10 protein-coding genes are annotated in these 13,794 nt (G+C 58.5%); 7 read left to right on the plus strand and 3 right to left on the minus strand.

Annotation, left to right across the window (positions count from 1 at the left end; genetic code table 11):
- Positions 1-734: 734 nt before the first annotated feature.
- The 4 genes from ACVWY3_RS33275 to tnpC all read left to right on the plus strand — a co-directional run bounded on the left by ACVWY3_RS33275 (position 735) and on the right by tnpC (position 7,560).
- Positions 735-4,682, plus strand: coding sequence for a hypothetical protein (locus ACVWY3_RS33275; protein WP_456842233.1), 3,948 nt, complete (start codon positions 735-737; stop codon positions 4,680-4,682).
- 440 nt (positions 4,683-5,122) lie between these two features.
- Positions 5,123-5,524 carry an IS66-like element accessory protein TnpA gene (tnpA, locus tag ACVWY3_RS33280; RefSeq protein WP_129146458.1) on the plus strand — a complete coding sequence of 134 codons (402 nt, stop codon included), beginning with the start codon at positions 5,123-5,125 and terminating at the stop codon, positions 5,522-5,524.
- Positions 5,521-5,868, plus strand: a complete 348-nt coding sequence (gene tnpB / locus ACVWY3_RS33285; RefSeq protein ID WP_027520144.1) for an IS66 family insertion sequence element accessory protein TnpB — start codon at positions 5,521-5,523, stop codon at positions 5,866-5,868. The genes tnpA and tnpB overlap by 4 nt, the downstream gene beginning before the upstream one ends.
- Before the next feature lie 93 nt (positions 5,869-5,961).
- Positions 5,962-7,560 (plus strand): IS66 family transposase, encoded by a 1,599-nt coding sequence (gene tnpC / locus ACVWY3_RS33290; RefSeq protein ID WP_456843261.1) that lies wholly within the window; start codon positions 5,962-5,964, stop codon positions 7,558-7,560.
- A gap of 10 nt (positions 7,561-7,570) precedes the next feature.
- Here the strand turns inward: tnpC and ACVWY3_RS33295 are convergent, their stop codons facing one another.
- Positions 7,571-7,840, minus strand: a complete 270-nt coding sequence (locus ACVWY3_RS33295) for a KTSC domain-containing protein (RefSeq protein ID WP_456836900.1) — start codon at positions 7,838-7,840, stop codon at positions 7,571-7,573.
- A gap of 723 nt (positions 7,841-8,563) precedes the next feature.
- Here ACVWY3_RS33295 and ACVWY3_RS33300 point away from each other — a divergent pair.
- The 3 genes from ACVWY3_RS33300 (at position 8,564) to ACVWY3_RS33310 (ending at position 11,711) form a co-directional block, all read left to right on the plus strand.
- On the plus strand, positions 8,564-9,466 hold the full coding sequence (locus ACVWY3_RS33300) for a hypothetical protein (RefSeq protein ID WP_456842234.1): 903 nt from the start codon (positions 8,564-8,566) through the stop codon (positions 9,464-9,466).
- 732 nt (positions 9,467-10,198) lie between these two features.
- Positions 10,199-10,486: a DUF2934 domain-containing protein gene (locus ACVWY3_RS33305; RefSeq protein WP_456842235.1), complete on the plus strand. Its 288-nt coding sequence runs from the start codon at positions 10,199-10,201 to the stop codon at positions 10,484-10,486.
- A gap of 532 nt (positions 10,487-11,018) precedes the next feature.
- The gene (locus ACVWY3_RS33310) at positions 11,019-11,711 is read left to right on the plus strand and encodes a hypothetical protein (protein WP_456842236.1); all 693 of its coding nucleotides are present in this window, start codon (positions 11,019-11,021) and stop codon (positions 11,709-11,711) included.
- A gap of 114 nt (positions 11,712-11,825) precedes the next feature.
- Here the strand turns inward: ACVWY3_RS33310 and ACVWY3_RS33315 are convergent, their stop codons facing one another.
- The gene (locus tag ACVWY3_RS33315) at positions 11,826-12,848 is read right to left on the minus strand and encodes an RES family NAD+ phosphorylase (RefSeq protein ID WP_456842237.1); all 1,023 of its coding nucleotides are present in this window, start codon (positions 12,846-12,848) and stop codon (positions 11,826-11,828) included.
- 7 nt (positions 12,849-12,855) lie between these two features.
- Positions 12,856-13,791 carry a sce7725 family protein gene (locus ACVWY3_RS33320; protein WP_456842238.1) on the minus strand — a complete coding sequence of 312 codons (936 nt, stop codon included), beginning with the start codon at positions 13,789-13,791 and terminating at the stop codon, positions 12,856-12,858.
- Positions 13,792-13,794 lie beyond the last annotated feature (3 nt).

The raw sequence follows: 13,794 nt of genomic DNA on the forward strand, positions 1-13,794 counted from the left end.
AGCGGCGGCGATCTCGACCAGCTTGCGCGCGGCGGCTTCTGGGACGGCATAGGTCATTCGGCAGCAAACTTAGTCATTCTCCAGAGCTCTTCGGTCGTAGCCCAGGCTAACGCAGCGAAGAATGATATTTTCCAGTCCCAGCCCTAAGCTTAATCCGCTTGCGAACGAGACGCCCTTAAGTCGATGGCACGGGCTACGTAGCGCATCGGCTTCTGCCAAAATTGAAGGGCCCCAGCCGGTTGGCGCCGAGAACTGCTGAGTCGCGTGGAGCCTTGGCGGGCTCCGCAGCGCGGGCGGGTCGGTTCTTCACCTTGGTCCAGTGTTTCTGGCGGCCCCCCACGATACGGCCGATCGCAGTGCTTGGAAACAAGCCCTCAAAACCCATGCGGCAGGCGGGGCGGAACAGCTCTGGACTGATCTTGCCCCGCTCGAAGGGGAGCCACGTTGATGCCGTCCGGCCGCCGCGCCAATAGCCGCTGCGGATTGGTTTTTCGCATGCGGAGGGGCAGGGACCGTAAATTATCGCCGCCCATTACAAGGATATCGAACGCATAGGGCTGCACCTCACGGTCGTATTGTCGGCTGTGCAGCGCAGCCGCGGATGCCGTCGACACCGAGGGCGGCGGTGCGGCTATTTGCAATGACGTGTCAAGTCATATTTTTTTTGGACCGTTTATTGACTCGACCGGTGCGAAGGCTGTGAGCTGTTTGATTATTTTTTGTGGGAGTTCGCCATGTCGGATCCCTCGCTAACTCCTAAGCAAATTACGATTCAGCTCAATCACGCATATTCGCTTTCTGACCTTTTTACATTTGATCCGGGCGTCCCTCCTGCCGGCGACAGCTTCCTAGGAGCGGTCGCGAATTTTTACGCTGACCCGAATGTTATTTTCTCAGGAACTGAGTTGAGTGTCGGTGGAAACTTCTACCGCTACGGCATCACCGGCGTAACCGATTTTGTTGGACAAATCTCGGGGGACTTTGGTTCTGCCACTATCACATTCACAGCACCCACGTCCTTATCAGGGACGATACAGTGGGACGACAGCATCCCCGCCTACCCAAATGGCTACGTGTTCGTTGACTTCGTTTCCTATTCGCTGAGCTTTTCTAGCCCCCTCTTCACAACCCATGCGGATAGCGTCAACTTTAACAATCTCACTTCAGACCAACAGGCAGCAATCGCGAACGGAGCGGATACGACAAACGGATTAGGCGGAAACGACGAGGTTACGCTCAATGCGTCCTATCGAACGTTTTCAACAGGCTCCAAGCCAGGCGACAGCCCGACCGTTACGGGGGCGAACGCTAATTTTTCGATTGCCCTCGGCGCAGGATCCGACGTCGTCGATCTTACCGGAAACGGAGCTAGCAACGTAGTTGGAGGCTCCGGCAATCAGAGCATCACGATCACCGGCGATGGCGATAACGGTGTCACTGCCGGTTCGGGTAACACCAGGATCAACATCACCGGTAACGGTTCAAACTCCGTTGTAGCAGGTACCGGAACGGACACGATCAATATTTTCGGCGATGGCTTTACAAACATCTCTGGAACTACTGGCACTTACAATATCAATTTGGGAGGCAAGGGTGATGACGACATTACAATCAACGGAAACGGCAAGAACACGATAACTGGGAACGCTGGCTCCGATACGATTCAAATTAATGGCGACGGCGACAACAAGATCACTGCCGGAGGGGGAACCGTCTCTGTCATCATACATGGCAACGGCAACAACACCGTCGACGCCTCCACCGCCACAAGTGCCAATTCAATCACTATCACGGGGACCGGCGTCGAGAAGATTACCGGCGGAAATGCTGGCAACAACATCAGCACCGGCGCGGGCAACGATTTTCTGAAGGGCGGCGCTGGGAGCGATACCTTCGCCGGCGTGGGCCTTACCTCTTCAGCAGCGCAAGCCGGCAACGATGAGATTAATGGGGCAAGCTATACCAACCTAAACTCTACTGACATCGTAACGTTCGCCAATTCGCGCGCGACCTACGATATTAAGTTCAAACCTACTCTCAGCCTGTCAGATGGTTCTAGCAGTGTTGGGTTCGGCGCCATCGTAAGTCCGATAAACGCATCTAACAAAGATACGATTATAAATTGGAACAAGCTTCAGTTCACGGACAAGACCATCCTTGAGAGCGATCTGTATCACGCCTCCGCTGTTGCTTATGGGCTCTGGTCGCTCGCCGACGCCTTCGAACAGCTGAGATCCTACATTGGACTTTCAAACAACATTTCTGATCCGAAGCTCAAGGCGATAGGAGCCTGGTTCGACTATGTTGACGGTGTGATTGGGGGTCTCGCCCAGGTCGCTACGGAGAGTGATTCCGACTTCAAGAGTGCCATTAAGGTTACGCTGGCTCAGGCAGCCAACGCTGCTACGGCACCAATCATTAGTCAGGCAAAATCGGTTCTGGAGTCTGCGGTAGACAAGCTGCCAATGCCTGACAGTTGGAAAGCTACCGCAAAAGCCTCGATCGAGACCGGCGCCACCGATTTGACGGCGGACGTATCGCTGGCAACTGTGGCACTGGTCGATCGCGTAGCCCAGTACAAGAATAACTTGTCGTCAATCAATTGGTCTGCTCAGTGGCAGCAATGGATGGACGACGTCAAGGCCAGAATCGGAGACACGTATAAGCTGTTTGACCCAGGCGATCCCCAGCAGGAGTGGGACGATCCCCATCTTCCGACACCGCAAGCACCGACCCTCCCGCCGTCTGATCCTGTGATCGTCAATCCATTGACCCTCAATATTCCGGCGACTCACGGGCAGAGCTTCTCGCTCTCAAGCCTTTTCTTGGCCAGCAATGTGGCGGGACATTCAATCTCTCAATATGACGTCTGGGACACCGGGGCCGGCGGTGCATATATGTCGCTTAACGGTCAAAAGCTCGCGTCTCAGACTGACAACCTTTTGACGCCCGCCCAACTTGTAGTGGCATTGTACCAGAGCGGGTCCGGTAACACCGATACGCTGTTTTTGCGCGCGTCCGACGGCTCCTTTTGGAGCAGTTGGGCAAAGGTGACGGTCACATTCCCGATTGACAACGCACCTGTCGCCACCGCACCAAACATCACGGCGATGCACGGGCAGGCGTCCGTTGCAGCGTCCAGCCTTTTCACCGTCAGCGATGCTGACGGTGATACGATCACGCAGTATGCGCTGTGGGACACGAACGGGAACGGCCATTGGATCGTCAACGGAGCGGCTCAAGCCGCCAATGCCGAAGTCGACATTACGGCGGCCCAGCTCGCGCAGACAAGTTATCAGTTCGGTTCGGCCGCGGACCAGTTGTGGGTACGCGCGTATGATGGAATTTTGTGGGGAGCATGGGTGCCGTTCACGGCAACGCCGTATGCGAACCATCCGCCCATGGTTGTGGCTTCAGATGTCGCGGCTACCCACAACCAGAACATCGCGGCCTCCGGCCTGTTCACTGCAACTGATGTGGATGGGGACACGATAGCCAACTACCAGCTCTGGGACTCGACAACGGATCCTTCCAGCGGTCATTGGGTTGTCGGCGGCGTTTCACAGGGGTCGAATGTCGCCATCGACGTAAGCGCTGCGCAGCTGGCAACGACGACGTTCCAGAGCGGCTCCGGATCCGATGATTTGTGGGTGCGGGCCAATGATGGCACGCTATGGGGCGCGTGGAAGGAGTTCCACGTCAATGCTCCGATCGACAACGCTCCTGTGGTCAATGCATCCGATGTGAACGCTATCCATGGACAGAACATCGCTGCTGGTACCCTGTTCACGGCTAGCGATGCTGATCACGACGCGATCACCGGCTACCAGTTTTGGGATTCGACCGCCGATTCCGCGAGCGGGCATTTCGTGGTCGCTGGCGCTGCACAGCCTTCGAACCAGAGCATTGATGTCAGCGCCGCCCAGCTGGCGAATGCGTCATTCCAGAGTGGATCAGGATCGGATGACCTGTGGGTTCGCGCCTTCGACGGGACGAAGTGGAGCAGCTGGAAGGAGTTTCACGTCAACGCTCCGCTGGACAATCCTCCCGTCGTGACCGCAGCGGATTTCACAGCGACCCACAATCAGAATGTCGCCGCTTCAGCTCTGCTCTCGGCCTCTGATGCGGATGGAGACACTGTCACGAATTATCAACTGTGGGACTCGACGACTGACCCGAGCAGCGGGCATTGGGTGGTCGGGGGCGTTGCGCAGGCCGCGAACGTCGCTATCGGTGTCACGTCAGCGCAGCTCTCGACCACGACCTTCCAGAGTGGATCAGGCGCAGATGATCTCTGGGCTCGCGCTTACGACGGCTTTGCCTGGGGGCCGTGGAAGGAGTTTCACGTCAATGCTCCCTTGGATAGGGCGCCCGTCGTTACCGCACCGGACTACCATGCCGCACCCAGCCAGAGCATTGCGGCATCATCGCTCTTCTCGGTTTCCGATCCCGATGGGGACAGTATCACGCAATACCAGTTCTGGGATTCCACAGCCTCAGTCTCTAGCGGTCACTGGGCCATATCCGGGACCGTCCAGCCAGTGAACACTGCAATCAACGTCAATGCAGCTCAGCTCGCCGCGACGAGTTTCCAAAGCGGCACGGTGTCGGACGATCTCTGGGTGAGAGCCAGCGACGGCGTGTCGTGGAGTACATGGCAAGAGTTTCATGTGCTCGTGTAATAATCAGTCAAATGTCGGATGACATCCCTCAAGCGTCTGACCGAAGAACAAGCGGCTTCGGGTGAGAGGGCCCTTGAGACCTGGTCGCGCTTTCTTCGGGGACGTTATAAGCACACAGGCGAATTCGAGCTGCACGTGTTGACGTTCGATGAAATCGAGAGCTCGTCGTTCCCGATGAGCACGCCAAACATCAATCGGTATCTTACGCGCGCGATTGACATAGACTTGGCGGCCAATAGCTCGACATGTTTTAGCTACTCCAAACTCGGACCGTTCGCGATCTTTGGCTTCGTGCAATCGCATCCGGGGCAGTGGAGGGGGACGAGAGTTCCTAACGGCGCAGGCTGGTTTCAGCGTAAGCCCCCGGTGGAGGCCGCCTTCCCGGATTGCGCTTGAGGGTGAGATGGTTTGCTCATTAATTCGCAAGCAAATGAGCAAACGTGACGACGGTTACGGTTCTGTCCGGTCCTGAGCGGCGACGGCGATGGACGAGTGCCGAGAAGCTTCGGATCGTGGAGGAGAGTCTGGCGCCTGGGGCCAGTGTTGTCGAGGTTGCTCGGCGACATGACGTTCACCGCAATCTGGTTACGGCTTGGCGGCGGCAGGCGCGGACCGGCGTCCTCGCTTGCGGGCCCGAGCCGATGCAGCGGCAGGATGGCGAAGTCCGTTTTGCGGCAGTCTCCATTGCGCCAGACCGGCAATCGTTGACGGCGCCCTCCGGAAGCTGCGGTGCGATCGAGATTGAGTTCGCGGCCGGGGCTCGGATGCGGATCACGGGCGCGGTTGACGCGGCGACGCTGAGCGCAGTCGTGGCGGCGCTGACTGATGGACGGCCACGATGATTCCATTGCCTGCCGGCGTGCGGGTATGGCTCGCGACCGGCCATACCGACATGCGGAAGGGCTTTCCATCGCTGGCGTTGCAGGTTCAGGAGATCCTTCATCGCGACCCGCTGGGCGGCCACCTGTTTTGCTTCCGCGGTCGCCGCGGCAACCTTTTGAAGGTGATCTGGCATGACGGCCAGGGCGCCTGTCTGTTCACAAAGCGCCTGGAGCGGGGGCGCTTCATCTGGCCGAGCCCGGCGGAGGGTGTGGTGACGATCTCGTCGGCGCAGCTTGGTTATCTCTTGTCCGGGATCGACTGGCGGCACCCACAAGAGACGTGGCGGCCGACATCGGTCGGATGAGGCTTTGAACTTGCGGATCGTGGTGGATGTGATTCCATCATCCTCGTGACCACATCTGAATCGCTCCCCACCGATCTTGCCGCCGCGCATGCGATGATCCTGGCGGAGCGCGCCGCGCGGCTGGAAGCGGAGGCGGTTGCGGCGAACGCAAAAGCGGAAGCGGCCAATGCGAAGGCGGCCGAGGCACTGATCAGTTACCTCAAGCTCGAGATCGAGAAGCTGCGTCGCCAGATTTACGGCAGCCGCTCGGAGCGCAAGGCACGGCTTCTGGAGCAGATGGAGCTTGAGCTCGAAGAGCTGGAAGCAACCGCAACCGAAGACGAGCTGGCAGCCGAGAGGGCGGCAGCCAAGGCGCAGACGGTACAATCCTTCCAGCGCAAGCGGCCGTCGCGCAAACCGTTCCCCGACCATTTGCCGCGCGAGCGTGTCGTAGTCGCCACACCGCAGAGCTGCCCTTGCTGCGGCTCATCGAAGCTATCAAAGCTGGGCGAAGATATCACCGAGACGCTGGAGGTCATTCCCCGGCAGTGGAAGGTGATCCAGACGGTGCGCGAAAAGTTCTCATGCCGGGACTGCGAGACGATCACCCAGCCGCCAGCCCCCTTCCACGTGACGCCGCGCGGCTTTGCCGGGCCGAACCTGCTGGCCATGATCCTGTTCGAGAAGTTCGGCCAGCATCAGCCCTTGAACCGGCAGAGCGAGCGCTACGCCCGGGAGGGCATCGATCTGAGCCTGTCGACATTGGCCGATCAGGTCGGCGCCTGTGCGGCGGCCCTGCAGCCGCTTTATCGGCTGATCGAGCGTCACGTCCTCTCCGCCGAGCGGCTGCATGGCGATGACACCACGGTGCCGATCCTGGCCAAGGGCCAGACGGTCAAGGGACATATCTGGACCTACGTTCGCGATGATCGACCGTTTGGCGGGCGGGCGCCGCCGGGTGCGCTCTACTACGCCTCGCGCGACCGACGGCAGGAGCATCCCACACGGCATCTCCAAAGCTTCTCCGGTATCCTGCAGGCCGACGCCTATAGCGGCTACAACGAGCTGTATGACGCCTCCCGCGCGCAGGGACCGATCACGTCCGCACTCTGTTGGGCCCACGCCCGGCGGCAGTTCTTCGAGCTGGCGGACATCGCGGCCAACGCGAGGCGCGACAGGAATGCCGCAGCGATCTCGCCGATTGCCCTGGAGGCGGTCAAGCGCATCGATGCGCTGTTCGATATTGAGCGCGGCATCAACGGCCAAAGCGCCGAACAGCGTCTGCGCATGCGCAAGGAGCAAAGCGCTCCGCCTTTGACGGCATTGGAAGCATGGCTGCGCGAGCAGCGCGCCCGGCTGTCGAACTCGTCTGCAGTTGCCAAGCCAATCGACTACATGCTGCGCCGCTGGGACCGGTTTGCTCGCTTCATCGATGACGGGCGGATCTGCCTGACAAACAATGCGGCGGAGCGCGCGCTGCGCGGCTTTGCCCTGGGCCGCAAGTCCTGGCTGTTTGCCGGCTCGGAACGCGGCGCTGACCGCGCCGCCATCATGGCGACGCTGATCATGACGGCAAAGCTCAACGACATCGATCCGCAAGCCTGGCTCGCCGATGTGCTCGCTCGCATCAACGATCACAACGTTCAACGTCTCGATCAACTGCTGCCCTGGAACTGGAAAGCTGCGCTCACCGCATCGCCGCAGCTGATCTGATCATCGCCGATCAGTTAACCCGCGTGTACCGATAGTACGGCTTGATCGACCAATTGACGAACCGTCCCTTGGACTCCGCTGCAAGGAGGTTCTTGAACACCTTCGCCGGGACAGCCTGGTAATCGTAGGTCGAACCGCGGATATAACGTATGCGCAACATCCGCCGCTTCAGGTCATACCCTGCAGCCTCAATGCTCGACGATTGCACCCGACGCAGCCGCATGGCCTTCACACCTCGCCGCATCCAGCCAATATGGCGATCCGGCCAAGCCTCGTCCATCCGTCAGCTGGTTCCCGCTCGCCTCAGCCGCGGTCTTCACCGGACGGGCACGTTTCAGCCGCACAATATCACTGTGCCGAGCGCTATGGGATTATCTGAACGGTAGAGCGATGCTCGTCAGACGCGTACTGGAATCAATATCCCCCACTCAGCAACAAAAGATTGCAGACAGCTTCGCGCGGACACGAGCGCTTTTTTCAGTCGGGCCTGTTTCGAGCGATGCAGCGGGATGTCGCGATGTTCGGCTCGGAGGCGTTCAGTCACTACACCGATGACACGTCTGAGCAAAAAGAGTGATGGCTAAGCAGCCTGATGTGTGAATTGTTCGTCTCGCACTTGCTGGCTTGCTGCTTTTAGGAGTTAGCGGCCTGGCGCTGTCGTGCGAGCTAGCAGGCCTAACCCGCATCCTTGACGGCGACACGCTCGAAATCCCCGGCACGCGCATTCGGCTGTGGGGCATTGATGCTTTGCCGGGCCGAGGACAGCTTGCGGTATCGTTTCGGAGCGGAGGCGCTGGACGTTTAGGCACGTAAGCAGATTTGACCCAGTACCGCTTATTCATACCTTAAATTGTGTGCGAGATTGCATTAAGCTCCGTCCACTCGCCAGTACGGAGGAAGTGTCATGAGATGCTTTTTGGTAACCCTCTCGGTATGCGCGGCATCGCTCGTAAATTCAAACGCATCTGCGCAGACTTGCGACATATCCCAGTTTAAGCAGAACTTGTATTACACGAAGGACCTGCTGACCAACTTGGCTTACATTGAGCGCGTGGCAAGTCGGGAGGATCGGAAGGACTCCGACAAGGCCGATTTGGAAATACTAGACTACGGAAAGTTCACATACGGCGAGGCGCACAGTCTCACTACGACTCTTGAGCACATGCTGGACCTGAAGTGGTCTCAGCGCGACCAAGAAACACTGCTGACATCGACATTGGATGACTTTGGCGTTAGGGCGTACGTAGAGTGCCTTCAGCACCTGAACGCAAACCTCATTGTGAAGCTGTCAGATGCGGCCACGAGCAGTGACGAATTCATCTTGGAATATACGTGGAGGCCGAGCTACACAGTGAATACCGTGCCGTTTCACGTTGTCTTATTGAACTCAAGCGCCAAAGGTGCGCCATCGAGAATTAAATCACCATCGGCCGACTCCTTTCCGATAAAGCGAGCCAGCATGTACAAGCCTGTTGAACTAAGCGTACACGTGGATAACCAACCATATCCGACAATTACTCTACCCGCATTCCCCGCGAAAACGTTAGAGAAGCAGTTGAGAAAAGTGGCCGAGACCCACGAGGTTTATGGGGGTGGGAACTCTTACCCTAAGACCATGTGCATCACACTGCCCAATGACGAGCAAGACGCAGTCATAGTACCCAGGTCGTTGGACGTTAAATTGGATGCTGACATTCAAGAGCGGGCAAGACTAATCGAAACCGGTGCGCGCACGTACATGGATCGCGAAGCGTGTGCTAATATTAACTGGCACCTTGACGCAAAAGATGGACATGTGCGCGGCACGGCAACCGTTAGCGCAGTAGTGCTCAAAGCTGTTCCGGTGAAGAATGCGGAAGTGGCAGTGGAGGTTATAGGCAAAACAAAGATGTTCGAAGGCCAGTGACGATCTGAGCCACTCCATATCATACGCAAAGATCGTAGCTGACCGCCTTGCGTCGTCGGGAGACCGCTCGGCCATCTTCAACTTCAGTCCACAACTTCAGTCCACGTCGGCGGACGGCCTGTCATAGGGCCGTCCGTCCATCCAGTTGCCGCCTTCGCCAAGTCGAAAGAAGGAAAGGGCGGCCCTCTTTGTACCCGAGGTTTAGGCGGTGCCCTGGGAGTGCCCGTTGGCAACATCGCGAGCCCGCTGCACCGTGCGGGAATAAAAGTCCTCACGCTCGCGCCGAACCCGTTCTTGATGCGCTCGGAAGCCTTGCACGCGTGCCATGATGCGTTCGCGCTCGGAGGTGGTTCGTTTCACAGCAGTTGGAGAGGGCTCTACGGGTGCGGCGTTTGTCGCAGCTGCGGGTATCATCAGCGCTGCCGTCTGAACGTTGGACTGCGGTTGAACGCTCGCCGACGCTGTGCGCGCGACAAGCTCAGCAGTTTCGCGAACCGGTGCGTCTAGCATACTGTGCGACGGGGAGGGCAGGCCGTCGAATAGACTTGTGGGCAGCCATCGCTCAAAATCTTAAAGGCTCCAGCCCCTTTCCCGTCCGCGTGTTTGGTTGGGCCTGGAACCACCCGGGGTCATTCGTGTTTGTTGGCAATAGAAAACGGCCCCGTTCCAAGGCGTTCTGACCGCGAAGCGCCCAAGAAGGTTGACAACCGCATCCTGCGTACAGAGTGCGTTATGGAATATCTGCCCGAACTTCGACGCCTTGAGCATCAGCTCGACTTGGCGCATAGGGCTGTGCGGCTCATTACCGATAGAGAGACCGTGGAGCGTCTTGAGGCGTTCGCGCAGGAGATTGGGGACAGGTTGCGCACACTGCAAGCGGCGGCCCGCGAAGAAACGATCAGAAGGCGAGCCTATGAGCTGTGGCAGAGCGCGGGGCGGCCAGGGGGCAGGGACCTAGAATTCTGGCTGAGCGCGGAGCGGGAGTTTCTACGGGGCGATAATCTGCCGATCCCCGTCTAGCATCGTTGACGTGGGGTATATCGTGGAGAAGACCAAGATCAAGCGAAAACAGTAGCCTTACCGATTTGGTAAGGCGGACACCCCTTCCGCCGCGCCGAAACATCAATCGTCTCGGCATCGGGTTGCTCGCAAGAGTGGCGGCAGCGCCGGTTTCGGCGGTCGCTTCTTCGGATCCTTATGATTGAAGTGCCCGCGGGTCGGCATCGGGATCACATATTTTGCTTGCAGAGATTGCGGAGGGCGGTCTCGGTGATGCCGAGATCGGCGCCTGCGCGGATCATCGTCTTACTCCAAACGAGGTTGCGTAGCTTTGGACCATATCTTTTGCGGCTCCGAACGTGACGTCACACGTGCGCCTTTCGGGAGTCTGATTCGCGAGAGCCGGCTTAACGCTATAGTCTGACAAACCCGACGACCTAATCGCCGCATTGACGCACCAGAACTCTTTCTGCCCCGATAAGTTCGCAACTCCCACAATTTGACAGACAGCGTTTGACCGTGGCCCGCTCCTCCGAAGATTGAGGAAGCATCCGTGTCAGAACCGCCGCTTTACCACGAACATCAGGTGCTCAAACGATTGAGGATCCGTTCGTCGGAGCTCGAGGAGCTCCTCAACATCGGCATGGTCGCTCCGGTCGCGCGCCGAGGCAGCGATCCGATGTATTGTGCGGTAACGATCGATGCCCTAGCGACTGACTATCACCACACGCGAATGGGCTGTGCTATCGGTTGGGATTTCGTTCTGAACAGGCCGGGCTTCCTTCCAGGTCACATCGGATGGGTCCCTCCGGATGTGCCGTTCTATCCGTTCGACGACGAGGAGCAGCAATCCTGGGCACGACGATACTTCAAGCTGAAGAGGGCGTGTGCTCCGGGTCCGTATCCCGACCCCGCGCGATTGGCTCGCCGGCGGGCGAGACTCGAAGCAGAAGCCACCAAGGTATTCGAGCGGAAACACGGCATCAAGCGCCCACGCAAGAGCCGAAAGATATCAGTTGGGAAACGCCTACTGCGCAGAGACATGTCCAAGGCTGAGCTACGTGATCTTGTTTGGAGCAAAACCCTGATTCGAGCGGCCGCGGATCTCGGGATCTCTGAGTTTGCCCTCCGAGAGCTTTGCAAGCGCTTGCTGATCCCGCTACCGACCCGCGGGCACTTCAATTGGAAAGATCCAAAGAAGCGGCCGCCGAAGCCGGCGCTGCCCCCGTTGAAGCGAAAGATCTAGACGGCTGATATTTGATGCGGTTTCAGCACTTCAGCAGCTCCGCATTCGCTATCCGCGCCGGCAACCCGGTAGAGGGTCCGCAGGGGCTCGCCGATATTGCCAGGCGCCTCAACGTTAACCCGGCTCAACGTCCACATGGACCCGCGCGATATTGTAGGGCGCCACCGTTCCGCCTGTCGCCTTGTTCGGATCGAAAAGGGCGAGGTTGATGCCGTCGCTTACCGAGCTGCGATACACCACCCCATCAAACCCGCTCTTTTTGATGAACTCACAGAGATACTGGCTAGGGATATAGTCGATCGCGGCTCCCTGCGGCAGCACCGGGCGCGTCAATTCCTCGCCAAGTCGCTCAAGGAACGGCAAGTCGGCACGTAGTTGGCCAATCTCGCTGGCATCGGTGAGAATGAACGGTGAGACGAGTTTACGCGGGTTGCGCAGATCGACCGCTTGGATTTCTGGAATGGTGAAGTCGGCGACGCATGCTACCTCGCCAGTATGCGGCCTAACCTCGGCCGCCGCAGTCTCAGGCAGAGAGCCGAGGTAGAGATAGGGAATGCCAGCAGGATTCGCGCGGCCGTGTGATGCACGTCGCTTCGGCGGCGCGCCCATCTTGTCGATTGGGAAGTTCTCGTCGTCCGTCCGGATGCGCGCCCTGTACCATTTGCGCGGTATGTCGGGCGCGAGGAGCATATCGAGAAGCTGGCGAAGCCGCGCTTCGTCTATGGACATGTCCAAGAACCAGCGGTTCCGGTACATCATCTCGTCGCGCAGCGTTTCCCATTTCGCGAGCCCTTCGCTGATATAGCTTGGTGACGGCGCGAAGGGTTTGCGCACAACGTCGCCGTCGTCGAGAATCTCGCCGAGCAGTTCCTTGGCATGGGCGATGTCCATCCCCGGATGGCTGAAGAGCTGCCAATCGTCCTTCATCCATTCGACGAGCGACTTGCCATCACTGTTGGGCTCGTAGACATTCGCGAGTAATTCGAACCACGTCGCGAGCCGGCCCGGTTCGACTAGCGGCACATTCGCGGTCCCGCAGAAGCTGCAAGTACCCATCTGTGGATCAAGCGAGGGGAAGATGTCATCGCGCAGGCCGCGATCGTCAAAACATTCGGGGCAACAATATTTCTTTGCCATAGCCGGCTCAGAGCGGATAGGCAGCCAGCGTCTCGATGTGGTGCTTCATCGAGAGCTTTTTCACGTAACCGAGCCCCGGAAAATGCCCCTTCGCGTGGAGCTCGCGGAATTCCTTGATAGCGTTGGTTTCGAGCAGATTGGATGTACCACTGTCGAGTTTCTTGATGAGCTTCGCCAACGCCTGGGCGAATTTGCCGGCGGGGTCTGTCGGCGTGTCCTTCGTGTCAGAAACGAAATGATAAACATACATAACATCGTCCTTGCCAGGATCGATGAAGGTCAAATGGATCGCGACCGCATAGGCTGGGCCGCCGCTCTCGCTATAGACGTCGCCGACCATCAGGAAATCGCCGAACCCATCCATGCCGCGATCCCGGAAAGTGACGTGAAGGTCCGAAAATTCTTCAACCGCTGGATAGTCGGCGTTGCGCTGGCGTTTAAAACCATCGCGCACGAGGATGCGTTTGCTCTTTTCGAAATGCTTACGATAGAGAAGCTTGTCCTGATTTTCGACAAACACGTTGGTCATGCCGGCCATGTGGTCGGCAAGCTCGGCGGCTAGCTCCTTTGGCGCCGAAAAACCAGCGTGCACCAGCACGGGATTGTGATTGGCATGTTCAAAATAACAGGCGGTTGCCTCGCCCGCCGTCATGTCACTACGAAGCAGGATGCCGGCGGCGATCGCCTCGTTACCGATATACTCCTTCTGCAGTAGCTCGCTGATGCTCGCACCGTCTTCCTGATGATCGCCGTGATAGGGATTCACGATCACGATCGCGCGGCCGCCCGCTTCGCAAATCGCTTTCAGCGTCCGCCCAAGTCCTCCAAGCGCTTCGCGCACCGGCTCGATGACCGGCACAAACCTCTTTTCGGCGAGCAATGGCGCGGTCTCACGGACCGCGATCAGTTCGAATTGCTTGCCGCGAAAATATGGGTGGTACATCCG

Source organism: Bradyrhizobium sp. USDA 4486 (assembly GCF_054057995.1).